Raw genomic sequence first — 16,163 nt, forward strand, 5'->3', positions numbered from 1 at the left:
GTTGTAGAAAGCGTGTCGATCAGCCGGCGTAGAGCGGGCTGACCACATGCAGGTGCTTGAGGAAGTGCTGGTAGTGCTGCTGATACTGGGCCACGCGCTGCGGATCCGGGCGCGCCGACAGGCTGTCGTCGACCTGCAGATGCTCCAGCACCACATCCGACAACGCGTGCGTACCGCCGTCATCGCGATCGCAGGCCCACAAGGCCTGCAGCGCGGCACCGAAGGCAGCGCCTTCGGGCTGGGTCGGCACCACGACCTGCAGGTTGAAGATATCGGCCACCATCTGCCGCCACTGCGCGCTCTTGCTGCCGCCGCCGGTGAGCAGGATGGTGTCGAACTGCAGACCCGCCGCAACGAAGGCATCGAAGCCGTTGCGCAGGCTGTAGGTCGCCCCTTCCATCGCGGCGCGGTAGAAATGCGCCGGGGTGGTGTTGTGCAGGTCCATGCCGAACAGGCAGCCGCGGGCGGCCGGCAAGTCCGGGGTGCGCTCGCCGTTGAAGAACGGCAGCAGTACCAGGCCATCGGCGCCGGGCGTGGTGCTGGCGATCAAGGCGTCGGTCTGTTCGCGGGTTATCGAGAACATGCGCATCACCGCCTCGGTGGCGACGGTGCAGTTCATGGTGCAGATCAGCGGCAGCCAGCCGCCGCTGGACGAGCAGAACGCGGCCCAGCGTGCCTCGTCGTCCACCACCGGGTGATCGGCGTAGGCGAACAAGGTGCCCGAAGTGCCCAGGCTCATGGTCAGACGCCCCGGCACCACGTTGCCGGTGCCGATGGCGGCCATCATGTTGTCGCCGCCGCCGGTGGTGACACGCACGCCGGCCGGCAGATTCAAGGCATCGGCGGCTGCGTCGGACAAGGCATAGACCGCGCCGGTCTCCACCAGCGGCGGCAATGCCTCGCGCAGGTCGCGTTGTGCGTCCACCGCGCCGAGCATGCGCTCGGACCACTGCCGCGTGCGCACGTCCAGCCAGCCGGTGCCGGAGGCATCGCCGACTTCGGCAAAGCGCTCGCCGGTGAGCCAGAAGTTCACGTAGTCGTGCGGCAGCATCACCGTGGTCATCGCCGCATACGCCTCGGGGCGATGCTTGCGCGTCCACGGCAGCTTGGAGGCGGTGTAGCCGGCCATGATCGGGTTGCCGGCGGTGGCCACGCTGCCCGCGGCGCCGCCCACCGCATCCATGATTTCCTCGCATTCCAGTGCGGTGCTGGTATCGCACCACAGCTTCACCGGTGCGGTGACGCTGCCATCGGCGGCCACCGGCACAAAGCCGTGCTGCTGGCCGGAGACCGAGATGCCACGCACCTGCGCACGCTGCTCGCCATCGAGCTGCGCGAAGCAATGCACGATGCCGTCGATCCACCACTGCGCCTGTTGTTCGCGGGTGCCGTCGTCGCGGCTGATCAGTTCCATCGGCGCGGCGATCGTGGCGACCACGGCGCGCTCCTGCGGATCGTAGGCCACCAGCTTGACGCTCTGCGTGCCCACATCCAGTCCTACGTACAAGCTCATTGCGTCACCAATCGGTTGTTGTTGAGGCCCACCAGCCGGGTGCGGCCGGCACCCAGTTCCAGGTCCAGGGTCTGCCCTGCGTAAGACAGTTGATAGCGCCCGCCCCGCTCGCTGTGCACGCGTGCCTGCTGCAGGCGGCCGCCCTCCCAGTGCAGGTCCACGCTGGCACCGCCGCGCACGCGCAAGCCACGCACACTGCCGCGCGGCCATGCCTTGGGCAAGGCAGGCAGCAGGAACACGCTGCCGCCCCAGCTTTGCAGCAGCATTTCGGTGATGCCGGCGGTACCTCCAAAGTTGCCGTCGATCTGGAACGGCGGATGCGCGTCGAACAGATTCGGGTAGGTGCGCTCGGGCGAGATCAGCAGTTGCAGGATGCGGTAGGCATGCTCGCCATCGGCCAGCCGTGCCCACAGATTCAGCCGCCAGCCGATACCCCAGCCGGTGGTGTTATCGCCGCGCGTTTCCAGCGTGCGCTTGGCCGCAGCGGCAAGCTCGGGCGTATCGCGCAGATTGATCTGGCTCGAAGGATGCAAGGCATACAGATGCGAGACATGGCGGTGATGGATCTCCGGTGCCTGCATGTCCCAGTCCTGTTGCCACTCCTGCAATTGCCCCGCCTTGCCGATGCGGTTGGGCGGCAATTGCTCGCGCAGCGTGCTCAGCTGTTGCGCGAAGGCATCGTCGACCTTGAGCAGCTTGCTCATCGCGATGCATTGGGCGAACAGATCGCGCAGCAGCTGCGCATCCATGGTGGGGCCGGCACATAGCGCGGCGTTGAACGGATGCTGGTTTTCCGGCGACATCGACGGGTTGGTCACCATCGCGCCGGTCTGCGGGTCGCGCACCAGCGTGGCGACGAAGAACTCCGCCGCGCCCTTGAACAAGGGGTAGATCCTGCCCAGATAGGCACAGTCGCGGCCGTAATCCCAGCGGTCCCACAACTGCTGCAGCAGCCAGACGCCGCCCATCGGCCACAGGCTCCACTTGGCGCCATCGATCGGCCCGGCCTGGCGCCACAAATCGGTGTTGTTGTGTACCACCCAACCCGGTGCGTCGTACATCGCACGTGCGGTGCGCGCGCCGGTCTTGGCCAGATCGAACAACATGGATTCCAGCGGTTCGACGCACTCGTGCAGCGCGTTGGCCTCGCTGGGCCAGTAGTTCATCTCGGTGTTGATGTTGATGGTGTACTTGCTTTCCCACGGCGGCTGCATCAGGTCGTTCCAGATGCCCTGCAGATTGGCCGGCTGGGTGCCGGGCCGCGAGCTGCAGATCAGCAGGTAACAGCCGAACTGGTGATACAGCGCGGCCAGCGCCGGGTCGTTGCCCTGCGCAAAACGCTGCACGCGCTCGTCGGTAGGCAGTGCCGCCGCCTCGCTGGTGCCGAGATCGATCGCCACGCGCCGGAACAGCCGCTGGTGATCGGCCAGATGCGCACGCAGCACTGCGGCGTAGTCCAGCTTGCCCGCCTTCTGCATGCTTGCTGCGGTCAATGCCAGCGGATCGCCATCGACTGCATCAAAGCGTTGGTAGCTGGTGGCGGCGGTGAGCAGCAGCACCACTTCATCCGCGGCGTCGATGCGCAGGCGGTCGCGCAGCCCGCTGAGCGTGCCGCCCTTGACCTGCGGCAACACGCGCAAGGCAAAACGCAGCTTGCCGTCGATGCCGGCAAAGCTGCCGTTGCGGCCGCTAAACAGCAGCCCGCCCTGCTCCACCGTGACCGCGCCGGTCTGCGGGCTGTCGATGCCCACGCGCAGGGAAATCGCGTGTGGCCGATCGCAGGACAGGCGCACCACGATGCATTGCGACTGCGCCGACACGAACACTTCGCGCTTGTGCACAGCACCGCCGGAGCGGAACGTGGTGGTGGCCACGCCGGTATCCAGATCGAGCTGGCGGCGGTACTCGCTGATGCCGTCGGCACGATCGAAATCCAGCAACAGATCGCCCAGCGGTTGATACGGCATCTGCTTGAGCGGACGCGAGAGCATCTTGGCGTCGGCCAGGGTTTCGGCTTCGGCATAGCGCCCGGCAAACACGAGCGCGCGCACCTGTGGCAAGGCCGCCAGCGCGTCGGGGCTGGTGGCATCGTACGGGCCACCTGCGTACAGCGTGTCCTCGTTGAGTTGCAGGCGCTCGTGGGCAATACCGCCCCACACCATCGCGCCCAGCCGGCCGTTGCCGACCGGCAGCGCCTGCACCCACTCGTTGGCCGGTTCGCGGTACCACAGCTGCAAGGCATCGCCCGCAGCAACGGCAGGCAACGATTGCTCGCCGGCAGCCTTGACCGGCGCAGCAATGGCGGACGCAGCCGGCGCAGCGCCCAGCGCCGCGAGTGCGGCACCGGTTGCCTTGCAGACTTCCCTGCGGGTCAGCACGTGCACCACCGTGCTGCATGACCGGACCTGCACGCCCTAGCCTTGCGGCGATCCGGCATCTGCGCACTCACTGACTGACAACGAGTTGCGATCATCGACGACGCGCTTTGCCGGACGCAATCTTGCGCTGCAACACGCTGACCGGATTACCGTCGTACTGGATGCTGGCATCGGTCCTGGGCTCCAGCGCACCGGCGTCCTCGCGCGGGCCGTCGACAAAGCGCACATTGACGGTGCGCTTGGCCTGCATGCCGGTCCAGCTGCCTTCGCGCTTGCCGATGCTCAGCTCGCCCTTGGCCTGGTTCCAGCTCAGCGGAATGCGGCTGAACTCGCCCTTCTCGTAGCCATAGCCCTTGCCGTCGTCCTCATACAGCGAGAACTGGCCGTCGGCACCGGTGTAGACCACCACGGTGAGCGGCGCATCCGGCTTCTGATCCACGTATTCCTGCACCGGGCCGGTCGGCACGATGGAACCGGCGCGCACGAACAACGGCATGCGCTCGATCGGCGCGGCCGCCTCGATGCTCTGGCCGCCTTCGTAGCGCTTGCCGGTGGCGAAATCCAGCCAGCTGCTGCCGGCCGGCAGATAGACCTGACGCGAGGTGGCGCCGAAGCGGGTCACCGGTGCAACCAGGAAGGCCGGCCCGAACAGATACTGGTCGTTGATGTCGCGGACCTTGGGGTCGTTCGGGAAGTCCATCATCATGCCGCGCATGATCACGCCATCGCGCTGATAGGTGTCGCCGGCCAGGCTGTAGATGTACGGCAGCAGCGCGTAACGCAGGCGGTTGTAGTACGCCATGCTGTCGTAGAACGGCGTGCCTTCCGGGGCGATGTTCCAGATCTCGCGGTACGGGAACTGGCCGTGCGAGCGGAAGATCGGCACGAATGCGCCGAACTGGAACCAGCGCGTGTTGAGTTCGCGCCATTCCGGCAGGTGCGCCGGGTCCTGGTTCTCGTAGCGCTTCTCCACCGCAAAGCCGCCGATGTCGAAGGTCCAGTTGGGCAGGCCCGACAGCGCCATGTTGACGCCACCGGAGATCTGGTCGCGCATGTCGTCCCAGCGCGAGACGATGTCGCCGCTCCACACTGCCACCGCATTGCGCTGGGTGCCGGCATAGCCCTTGCGCGAGAGGATGAACACGCGCTTGTCGTCGGCCGCACGGTCGCCCACGTACACACCATGGGTGTGCGGCAGCGGGTAGGAATTGAAGTATTCGGTAGACGAGCCCAGCGCGTTTGGCGTGGTGCGCGCCTTGCGCTCGCCGATGTCCAGGTTGGAATGCACGTCCGGTTCGTCGGCGTCCATCCACCACGCATCGAAGCCCTTGCTGTTGAGCTTTTCGTTGACCTGGCGCCAGTAGATCGCCTGCGCCTTTTCCGAATACGGATCGTAGAACGAGTTCTTGTAGCCCTTGCCGATCCAGTCCAGCTCACCCACTTCCACGTTGCGCTTGAACATGAAACCGGCCGCGTCCAGTTCCTTGTAGTTGGCGGTGGTGGGATAGAACTTGGGCCAGATCGAAATCATGATCTGCGCATGCATGTCGTGCACCGCCTTGACCATGCCGTCCGGATCGGGGAAATGCTGCGGGTCGAAATCGTGCGAGCCCCAGGCATTTTCGGGCCAGTACGACCAATCCAGCACGATGTTGTCCAGCGACAACTTGCGCTTGCGGTATTCGGCCACTGCGCCGACCAACTCGTCCTGGCTCTTGTAACGCTCGCGGCTCTGCCAGAAGCCGTAGGCCCACTTGGGCAGCATCACCGACTTGCCGGTGAGCTCGCGGTAGCCGGCCACAGCCTGATCGTAGGAATCGGCGGAGACGAAGTAGTAGTCGATCATCTGGCCGGCTTCGGACCACAGCGACAGGTCCTTCGCTTCGGCGGCCGGCAGCGGGTCGCGGTGCAGCAGCGCGATGTAGCTGGGGTCGATCAGGTCCCATTCGACCTTGACGGTGTGGCGCGTGCCCGGCTCCAGATCCAGCTTGAACTCGTGATTCCACGGATTCCAGTTCTGGCGCCAGCGATCGACGACCAGCTTGCCGTCCACGTACAGCTTGGCGTACTCGCTCGAATACAGCGAGAAGGTGTGCTCGCCACCGGTGAGCGCTTCGATCTCGCCCTCCCAGGTGACCTGCATGCGGCTGTCCTTGTCCTTGGTGATCGCCTTCTTCGGATACTTGGTCAGGTCGCTGAGATACTGGTAGTTCACCTCGCTCTCGCGACGCTCGACGATCTGCTTGCCGTTGATCGCATAACGCGCGGTCAGCGCACCGGCCTTGCCCTTGGCGTCATACAACTTCAACGTCTTGGGCAGCGGCTGCAGGCCGCGCGGGTCGCCCAGGCGGCTGATCGAGTTGTTGTCCCACAGCAGGCCGTAGTTACGGCTGGACACCAGGTACGGCACCGCCATGTCGATATTGTTCTGCTGCAACTCGATGTTGCGGCCCTTCTGGTTCATCCAGCCCTGCTGGTGCTGGCCGAAGCCGTACAGCGCTTCGTCGTCGGGCGACTGGAAGCGCTGACGCACGCTCAGGTACTGCTTGCCCTCCACTTTCAGCGGCGCAAAACTGCGCCCGCCGGCAACCTCCGACAACACCGGCTTGCCATTGGCATCGGCGAAGCTGACATGGCCATCGACGGTGGACACGGTGGCGGTGACCTTGCCGGTCTTTAGCTGCACGCTGTCGCCCTGCTCGGCCAGCTGGAAGTTGCCATCGCCCTGCACCGGCACGCGCATCAGGCTGGGGCTGCGCGCGAAGTCGCCGTCCGGGTCGGCACTGACGCGGATGATGCCGGCATCGACCACCTGCAGACGCACCGGCGCGGCGCCCTTGGCGCTCGGCACCACGGTGACGCCATCGGCGGCCTTGCGCACTTCCTGCGCGTGCGCGGCATTGGCCAGCAAGGCCAGCGACAACGCCAGGCACTGCGCAAGCGGTGTACGTCGGGTGGCAGGTGCATGGCCGGCGGAACGGTTGATGGTTTGCATGTTCACTCCCTTGGAATTACGAAACGCTGCCGCGGGGGCGGCAACGCATGGGTTCATTGCGTTCGACCTGGAAGCCGGCCTGCTGCGCAGCGATCTGGCTGCGCAGCAAGTGGCCGTGCAGGTTTACTTGTAGGTGGCCAGCTTGATCTTCAGCAGCTGCGGCGCGCTGGAAAAATTGACGCCGTAATCGGTCTGGTCGCCGTTCCAGTTGCGCTCGAACTTCCAGTCGCTGCCGTCGTAGACGCCTTCCTCGACGCGGTCGTAGAGCATGTTGGCGGTCGCCTCGCTGGCCGGATGCAGGGTCACGCGCACGTGGTATCCGGTGACCAGGAACTCGTCAGGGCCGAGCTCGGCGATCAAGGCCGCGCCGATCGGCTCGGGGTTGCCCGGCGGTTCGCCCTTGAACCAGAACTGCGGCACGCCGTAGGTGATGGTGGCGCCCCAACGTTCGTTGAGCTGCAGCTCCTGCACCGCCTGGCCGGGTTCTTCGGCAGTGCCGTGCAGCTTGCCTTCGGACGCGGCTTTGGCGAACGGACGCATGCCGCGCTTGACCAGCTCGAAACCCAGCGCGAACGGGGCCAGGGTTTCCTCGTTGACGTGCTTGGCGCCCAGCGGATAGTTGGAATAACGCGTGTAGTCCATGCCGAACGCCGACCAGCCGATGCCGTCGTGGCCCAGCGCGGGGAACAGATAGCGCGCGTATTCCGGGCGGTTGCCGGTTTCGGCGACGAACAGCGCATTGTCCGGGCGAGCGTAGCGCTCCAGTACCGTGGTGTAGGTACGGTACTCGGGCATGTAGATGTCCGGCGCCAGCAGGTCGATATGCGGGCCGGCGGCCTTCCACACATCCAGCACGTTGTCGGTGGGGCCACCGCTGGCGTACTGGCCGGGCTGGCCGGGATTGAACGGGCCACGCAGTGCGGCGTTGACGTACATCGGCAGCGGGTATTCGGCCTTGCCGGCTTCGGCCACCTGGTCGATGTAGCGACCGATCGACCAGGCATGGAAGATCTCGTCCGCATCGGCACCGAACACCTGTGCCCAGCTGCCCGGCTGCTTGTTCAGGCGCTTGAGCAGCGCTTCCGGCACCGGGCCGTCGAACAGCTGCTGCGCCATCGGCGAGAAGTCGCGCACGCTGCCGTAGGTGCCCGGCTCGTTCTCGGGCTGGATCATGATCACGGTGTGCTGCGGATCGACCTGCTTCAAATGCTGCATGAAGGCGACAAAGGCCTTGCGGTCGGCATCCAGGGTGGCCTGCGCATGCGGCGACAGCGACCCGATCGCCTTGCCCTCGCGCGTCACCACGCGTGGGAAGCGCTGGTTGTCGGTCTTGACCCAATGCGGCGCATACGCCGGGCCGTTGTTCTTCCAGGTCGCAAACCACAGCAGCACCAGCCGCACCTTGTGCTCGCGTGCCTGCGTGAGCAGCGTATCGACGAAGGAGAAATCGAACTTGCCTTCTTCCGGCTCGACCTGCTCCCAGGCGATCGGCACCTGCACGGTATTGGGGCCCAGCACCTGCATCGCCGGCCACACCTTGTCCATCACGCCGGGATAGTTGCTGGAGTTGTTGACCTGCGCGCCCAGGATCAGGAACGGCGCACCATCGACCATCAATGCGTGCTTGCCGTCCTTGCTGACGAACTGCGGCATCGGCGTCTGCGCAGCCGGCGCCGCTGCCGTGGCAGGCGCGGTCGCTGCGCTACCGGCAGTCGGTGCGACTGCGGCCGGTTTGGCTTTGTCGTCCTGCTCGCCGGATTGGCACGCCGCCAGGGCCAGCGTCAGCGCGGACAGCAGCAGCGGACGCAGGCAACGGCGTGCAGGGGAAGGAGCGATCACACGTGCAACGGGGGAATGCATGGACATAGGACTCCGTGTCACCAGGTATCGGTGCGGAAGGGGGAAACGGGAAGCTGTTCGCGATTGACCAGGTTGGCGTCGTCCGGGTTTTCGCTCCAGCCGTAGCGCACCGCGACCGGTGCAGCCACCGCGTCGCTGCGCACGATCACCCGATCGCCCTCGATGCGCGCGGTGGCCGGATGGAAGTGTTTGTCGGCACCGGCGACGCGGAAGCCCTGCACTTCGTCACCGTTATGCGCCTGCAACGCACTGCCTTGCAGATCGAAGCTCAGCACGGCCTGGCCCTGGGCAAAGCGCGCCTGCTCGAACACCGGCGCGCTGTACACCAGCGTTTCGCCGTACGCCACATGACGTGCAGCAAGCGCAAGGCGATGGCCGACATCGTGCTTGTTGGTGGGATGGATATCGGTGGGGTTGCCGATATCGATGATCACCGCCTGCCCGGTCGCCGGCAGCGCCAGCGTCTTGGACTGCGACTCGCGCAACAGTGCCCACGGGCTCAGCTCGCCCTTGTCGCCGCCGGCCTTGAAGTTGGCCAGCTGCACCCACAGGAACGGCAGCGTTTTCGCGCCGCGTTCGGCGCGCCATTGCTGGATCATCGCAGCGAACTGTTGGCGATACTTCAGCGCGCCGGTGTCGCTGGCATTGGTTTCGCCCTGGTACCAGATCACGCCCTTGACCGGGAACGGCTGCAGCGGATGGATCATCTGGTTGTACAGCAGCGTGGGCAGCTGATTCTTGTTGTCGACCAGCGACACGCGCACGGCGGCCGGGCGGAACTTCCAGCCGCCCAACGCGCGTTTGGCACCGGCGCTGGTCTGCACGAAGCGCTGCTCGTCCGGACCGTGCATGCCGCCACCGCCACTGAGATCTTCCACCCGCACCGCGATGTGGTTGACCCCTGCATGCAAGGCCGAAGCCGGCACGCTGTAGACGCGCGGCAGGTTCCATTGCTTTTCGGTCGTGCCGACCTGCTGGCCATTGACGTAGGTGATGTCCGAATCGTCGATCTGCCCCACGCCCAGCGTGATACCGGTCTTGGCGTCGGCAGCGCTCAAGGTGACGGTAGTGCGATACCAGGCGATTCCGTCCATGCCGTCATAGCCGCTGGACTCCCATTGCTGAGTGGTCGGGATGCTGTCCCAGTCGCTGTCGTCGAACGTCGCTTCGCGCCACTGCGGCATCTCGCCATCCACCTTGGGCCAGCGCGCGATGCGCTTGCCGGTGGCGGCCCGCGCGGCGGCATCGCGCTGCTTGATCGCCTCGATCGCGCCCTGGTTCTGCCCGGCATTCAAGCCCAACGAGGCTGCATCCATCCACGCCTCGATCGCGCTGCCGCCCCAGGTGCTGTTGACGATGCCGATCGGCACGCCGGCACTGGTGCGCAGCTCTTTGGCGAAGAAATAGCCGACCGCAGTGAACTCGCCGGCGTTGTCCGGCGTGGCGGCCTTCCAGTCGCCGCCGGTCAGGCGCGCTTCCGGCTGCAACGACCACGACTTGGGCACCTTGAAGTGCCGCAACTGCGGGTCGTTGGCGGCGGCCACCGCCTGCGGGCCATCGCTGGCCTGCGCCAACGGCCACTCCATGTTCGATTGACCGCTGGCCAGCCACACATCGCCGACCAGCACATCGCGCACCTGCAACTGGCCGCCGTCGCCCTGCACGCTCAGCACATAGGGGCCACCGGCGGTGTGCGCGGGCAGGCTGACCTTCCACTGGCCCCTGGCATCGGCCTTGGCGGTGGCATGCTTGCCGTCAAAGCTGACCGTGATGGCGGCATTGGGCGCGGCCCAGCCCCACACCGGCATCGCCTGGTCGCGCTGCAGCACCGCGCCATCGCTGAACAACATCGGCAAACTCGGTTGCGCCAGTGCGGCGGGGCTGGCCAGGACAAGGCCCAACAGGCAGCCACGGCGGATAAGGGAAGCGGTCATGCAGTGATCTCCAGAAGCGGCGCGGCCACTCGCGCGGCGATGCGACGGCGCCTGCCGCCATGCTCGGTAAGACAGCGCGCTGACGCGCACAGGCACGCAGCGCTCATCGTGGGTCGCCGTAGAAGATGCCACGCCCACCGGTGGCGAAGTACACGCGCCCCGGGATGCGCGGATCGCCGGTGACGCTGTAGGGCTTGCCGAACCGGTGCGCGTCGTCGTTGATGCGCAACCACTGCGCGCCGTCGTCGTCGGAGCGGAACACCCCATCCACTCCCTCGACGCGGCCGGCCAGATACAGCACCGGCGGTGCGTCCTCGCGCAGTGCCTTGCCGATGCCCAGCGAACGCGCCTCGTCCGGCTTGGACAAGGTCTGCAAACGCCCATCCTGCCAGCGCATCACGCCCAGCGCGGGGCTGGCCAGATACACCACCCCCGCCCGCCACGGATCCGGACGCAGCTGCGGACGCGCACGTTCATCGCGCGCCGGGCTGCCGACCTGCGCGCCGGTGTCGCGAAAGGTCTCTGCGCCATCGCGGCTCTCGTACAAGCGCCCGCTGGCGGTATCCACTGCGTACCAGCGCCGCGCATCGACGCGATCGGCCACCGCCACCGCAGTCTCTGGCAGCCCCTGCAAACGCTGCCAGTGCTTGCCGAAATCGCCGGTGCGCCAGCTGCCGCCCTTGTCCGGCGCCCACACCACCTGCGAGGCATCGGCGGCGATAGCGATGTTGCCGGCGCCCTGCCCGGCGGGCGGCTCGCTGGCGAACACCGTCCACTGCGCGCCGCCATCGCGCGAAAAGAGCGCACGGATCTCGTTGTTGCGGCGGTCGCGCACGGTACCGCTGCGCACCACCCACTGCGCGGCCTGCCCGGCGGCATCGATGCTCTCGCCATTGGTCAGGCGCGGGCCGGCGTACTGCAGCTGCGCACGCTCCAGATCGTCGTGCCGGAAGCCGTCGATATCGCCCAGCGCACTGAGCAGGTGCGCGCCTTGCATCGGGCTGAGCAGATCCAGCGGCACGGTCTCTTCCAGCCCGCGGTCCTGGAACCACCACTGCAACGGCCGCTGCTGCCTGGCGAAATCCTGCAGATTGCGCGAGGCCCAGATGCCGTAGCCGGTAACGAACAGCGCGTGGTTGCTGTCGAACGGATCGATCGCCAGCGCGCCCATCCAGTGTGGCGTGGCCTGCGCGGTCCACGGCGCTGCGCTGTGATCGAACTGCGCGCCCGCCAGCAACGGCGTCCAGCTGCGGCCGCCGTCGACGCTGCGGAACAGCTCATCGCGCGGGCTACGACGGCGGAAGGTGCTGGCCAGCAGCACCTGCGGCTGTTGCGGATCCACCGCCACCGCGCCCCAGCCGAAGCCATCGCCGCCGGCCGGCTGCGCGATCGGGCTGATCTCGCTCCAGCGCGCCTGCGCCGGGGTGTATTTCCACAGCGCGCCGCCGGCCATCAGGTCCGGCCCGGGCTGGTCGCCGTAGCTCAGGTACCACTGCCCATCGCTGCCGCCGGCCATGTGACTGGGACGCAGGCCCTTGGGCTGCCCGGCCACCGCCGACCAGCTGCGACCGGCGTCGTCGGAAACATACACACTGGTCTGCGCGGTGGACACGCCGACATAGATACGCGGCGTCGGCCGGCCGGCGCGGCCGCTGGCGGCATCGAAGACGACAAAGGCGATGCCCACCGCCTGCTCGCGTCCGACATGATTGCGCGCCGTCGCGCCCGCCAATGCCTCGGCGGGAAATGCGTCCACCCGCGCCCAGTGCGCGCCGCGATCGTCGCTGCGCCACAGCCCTGCATCGCGTGAGCCCAGCAACAGCACACGACCATCGTGCGGGTCCACCGCCAGCCGTTCGCCGTTGGAACGACCCAGTTGGTTGCCGCCGAGTTTGAACGGCAACTCGGCACGCTCGAAGCTGCGGCCGCGGTCGAACGAGCGCAGCACCGCGGCATTGCCGGCGCGCTCGTGCATGTAGGTGCCCGCGGCTAGGTACAGCGCCTGCGGGTCGGCAGGATCGACCGCAAACGCGTCGATCCCCATCAGATTCCAGTCGTCGGCGCCCAGCCAGTCGGTCAACGCCACCCACTGCTGCGCGCGCGCATCCCAGCGGTACGCACCACCGACATCGGTACGTGCATACGCAAGATCGCGCTCGGCGGGATGAAACAGCACACCGGTGACGAATCCGCCACCGCCGATGGCGACGCTGCGCCATTGGTAGGGCCCCTGCACCGCCGGGTCGGCAGCCTGCAGCGGCAGGATCGAAAGCGACAACAGCAGCAGCAGTGCCAGACACATACGGACCGGCCACATCGCTGCGGTAACGCGGCGCACAGTAGGCGGATCGATCACGACGATCATTCCTCCGGCTCCCCTTGCGATCGACGGCATGCCGTCGATAGGAAAAACACCGGCCCGACGGGCTGCCTGCACAGCTCGCCGGACCGGAGACGCACTTCCTACGGCGCGTTCTACAGGCTGGCCCGCAATGTCAGGCCATACCGACGATCGTTGATCACGAAGTCGCGGTAGCGCGACTCGGTGCCCAGATAGCTTTCGCGACGGGTATCGAGCAGATTCACGCCATCGAGCGAAATCGACCACACATCATTGATGTTGAAGCGCAACGAGGCATCCAGCTGGCCGAAGCCCTTGTTATAGACCGGCAGGTTGCCGGTGCCGTTGCCCGCGGTGGTCACCAGCCAGTCGCTGCGCCAGTTGTAGGCCACACGGCCCTGGAAGCGCGAGGTTTCGTAGCTGAGGATCGCGTTGTAGCTGTTCTTGGACAGGCCTTCCAGCGGCACGGTCAGCGCCTGGCCGTTGGTGTCGGTGGCGGTGGGGCTCGGTGCCTCGCTGTCGACATAGGTGTAGTTGGTCTGCAGGCCGAAGCCGCTCAGCCAGCCCGGCAGGAAGTCGAAGAACTGCGTGTAGCCCAGTTCCGCACCGCGGATCTTGCCGGCATCGCCATTGACCGGACGGGTGATCTGCCAGACCTGGCCGTCGTAGACTTCGTTGAAGACGGCGTTGGCGATGAAGCCTTCGACCTTCTTGTAGAACAAGGTGCCGTACATCATCGAGCCCTGGCCGAAGTACCACTCCAGCGCGGTATCGAACTGGTCGGCCTTGACCGCTTCCAGACTCGGGTTGCCCGCGGTACCGGTGAAGGTCGAGGCACCATTGGAGGTACCGGTGCTCAGGCTCAGGTTCGGGTTGAGCCGGTCGAAGGTCGGGCGAGAGATACCGCGCGAAGCCGCAAAACGCCACTGCAGCTGATCGCTCAGCATCCAGCGCAGGTTCAAGCTCGGCAGCACGTCGGTATAGGTCTGCTGCGCATCCACCGGGATCAGTCCGCCGCCTTCGCTGTCGGTCCCGGTACGCACGCCCTGCGAGCCCACCTCGGTCCGCACCACGCGCACGCCGATGTTGCCGTCGAACGGAATCCAGTCGCTGTCCACGCCGAAGCGCAGCACGCCATAGGCCGCGTAGGTCTTCTCGTTCTGCGTATTGATGTTGTTGGGCGCAAACTCCAGCGGGCTGGCACCGAAGGTGGCCAGGGTCTGTTCGTAGTTGGCGACCGCCGAATCGGCAGCCGTCAGCGTACGGCCGAAGGTGCTGCTCTCACCACGGAAGAAGTCGGTGATCGGGTTGGACACCAGACCGATGCTCGGGTACTGCGAGAATGGTGTGCCCGAGCAATCGTTGATGCACATGAAGCGCCAGACGTTGCCCTTGGTCTCGGCATCGCGGTCGGTGTAACGCACGCCAGCCTTGAAGCTGCGCGCGAAGTCGCTGTCGAAGGCCAGATCCATGTCGGCGCGCCAGGCGAACTCGGTGCCCTTGTTGTCGTCCTTGTTGTCCAGGTGCCAACGCCAGCCGTCGTAGTTGTTGGCATCGGCCAGATAGCCTTCCGCGCCGCTGGCATCGGTCACCGACAGGCGCGGCAGATCGCCACGGAAGTCGACATTGAACTGCGGGCTGGTGTCCTGCCCGGTGGCGATGATGTAGCGCGTGCCCTTGGTGGTGGCATCGACATACTGGAAGTCGGTGCTCAGGGTCAGCTTCTCGTTGACCGTCCACTTGGCGCCCAGCGAGTAATCGGTGGTCACCGAATGCCGCTCTGTCAGGCTGGTGTTGGACTCGGTCGGCACGTTCTGGAACGAGCCATTGACGAACTCGTTGCGGTCGTTGACCTGGATGCCCGGCAAGCCCTGCATCGGGTTGCCGCCGGTCAGGGCGAAGAACGAATAATCGTGCCAGCTGAAGTCGTAATCCGAACGCAGCACCTGCGTGTAGACCTCGACCGAGTCGTTCGGACGCCACTGCATCGCAAACGCACCGGTCTTGCGCTCGCGCTCGCCAACGGTGGTGTTGATGCCGGCGCCGTGCGGCACAGAAACTTCCTGGCCTTCATAGCCCGGCAGATCGGTCTGCGTGTACCACGGCTCGATCGAGATGGTGTCCTGGCGGAACGGACTCTTCTGCTGCGAATAATTCACGAGCAGGCCGATCTCGCCGATGCCGGTCTGCCAGCGATCGCTGAACAGGCCCGAGAACGCCGGCTTGCCGTCGTCGGCCAGGTCGTAATAGTTGTACTGCACGCTGCCGGCGATCTTGCGGCCGTCGTAGTCGAACGGCAGGCGCGTGCGCAGGTCGACGGTGCCGCCCAGGCCACCTTCGATCATGTCGGCCGAGGGATTCTTGTAGACATTGACGCCGCCGAGCAATTCGGCCGACACGTCCTCGAAGCTCAGGCCGCGGCCATCGTTGGCGGTGAAGATGTCACGGCCATTGAGCTCGGTGCGCACCTGGGTCAGGCCGCGGATGGCGATCGAGCTGCCTTCGCCATAGTTGCGTGAGATCTGGATACCGGAAATACGCTGTAGCGCTTCGGCGACGTTGTTGTCGGGCAGCTTGCCGATGTCTTCGGCAACGATCGAATCGACGATCTGCTCGGCGTTCTGCTTGACCAGCTGCGCCTTGGTGACGCTGCTGCGCGTGCCGGTGACCTGCACGGTGTCGAGTTGCTGGGTGGTGGAGTCCTGAGCCGGAGCGGCAGTGGTGGTCGCGTCCTGCGCATAGGCCTGCGCGCTCAGCAGCGTGGCCACACTGAGGGCCATCACGGAGCGGCGGAAATCACGGATCGAACGCTGACCCACAGTCCGGCCTGCCGGAATGTGGCGATGTTGCACTGACATGGTGCTCCCTCCCAGGACGCATGTACTTCTAATTTTTTAGCGGGTCGGTGCGCGAACGCCCTGCCCGTCGTTGGTGCTGGCCCGCATCCGCCCACGACCGGAAGGCCGGGCGGTTGCAATGCGTGGTAATCCTGACAAGGCGTACCTAGCGGCTGCGGCCGGAGCATAGGGCGGCGCCGTCGTGCCACACCAATGAAATATTCCTGGAAAGCTATTCGTAAAAACTATAGCAACCCCGACAAACCCGCCGGGTCTGGCATTGCCGACCCGGCGGGCCGGATCGG

At 66.1% G+C, this 16,163-nt stretch carries 7 protein-coding genes; all 7 read right to left on the minus strand.

The features are described 5' to 3' along the window. Nucleotides 1–19: 19 nt before the first annotated feature. Entirely contained in the window at nucleotides 20–1,513 is a 1,494-nt protein-coding gene (gene xylB, locus XarjCFBP7645_RS13100; RefSeq protein ID WP_016903224.1) for a xylulokinase, read from the minus strand. Then, nucleotides 1,510–3,891, minus strand: coding sequence for a glycoside hydrolase family 95 protein (locus XarjCFBP7645_RS13105; RefSeq protein ID WP_181126321.1), 2,382 nt, complete (start codon nucleotides 3,889–3,891; stop codon nucleotides 1,510–1,512). Before XarjCFBP7645_RS13105 ends, xylB begins: the two co-directional genes overlap by 4 nt. A 91-nt stretch (nucleotides 3,892–3,982) precedes the next feature. After that, the gene (locus XarjCFBP7645_RS13110; protein ID WP_039520831.1) at nucleotides 3,983–6,886 is read right to left on the minus strand and encodes a TIM-barrel domain-containing protein; all 2,904 of its coding nucleotides are present in this window, start codon (nucleotides 6,884–6,886) and stop codon (nucleotides 3,983–3,985) included. A 123-nt stretch (nucleotides 6,887–7,009) separates the two neighbouring features. Then, nucleotides 7,010–8,680: a GH35 family beta-galactosidase GalD gene (gene galD / locus XarjCFBP7645_RS13115; RefSeq protein ID WP_104537945.1), complete on the minus strand. Its 1,671-nt coding sequence runs from the start codon at nucleotides 8,678–8,680 to the stop codon at nucleotides 7,010–7,012. Between the two features lie 83 nt (nucleotides 8,681–8,763). Then, nucleotides 8,764–10,680: a sialate O-acetylesterase gene (locus tag XarjCFBP7645_RS13120; protein ID WP_104537793.1), complete on the minus strand. Its 1,917-nt coding sequence runs from the start codon at nucleotides 10,678–10,680 to the stop codon at nucleotides 8,764–8,766. Nucleotides 10,681–10,783: 103 nt separating this feature from the next. After that, nucleotides 10,784–13,045, minus strand: coding sequence for a WD40/YVTN/BNR-like repeat-containing protein (locus XarjCFBP7645_RS13125; RefSeq protein WP_104537794.1), 2,262 nt, complete (start codon nucleotides 13,043–13,045; stop codon nucleotides 10,784–10,786). Nucleotides 13,046–13,155: 110 nt separating this feature from the next. Beyond that, nucleotides 13,156–15,879 carry a TonB-dependent receptor gene (locus XarjCFBP7645_RS13130; RefSeq protein WP_047130316.1) on the minus strand — a complete coding sequence of 908 codons (2,724 nt, stop codon included), beginning with the start codon at nucleotides 15,877–15,879 and terminating at the stop codon, nucleotides 13,156–13,158. Between the last annotated feature and the right edge of the window lie 284 nt (nucleotides 15,880–16,163).

It is taken from the genome of Xanthomonas arboricola (genome assembly GCF_002940665.1).
Classification (GTDB): Bacteria; Pseudomonadota; Gammaproteobacteria; order Xanthomonadales; family Xanthomonadaceae; genus Xanthomonas; species Xanthomonas arboricola_B.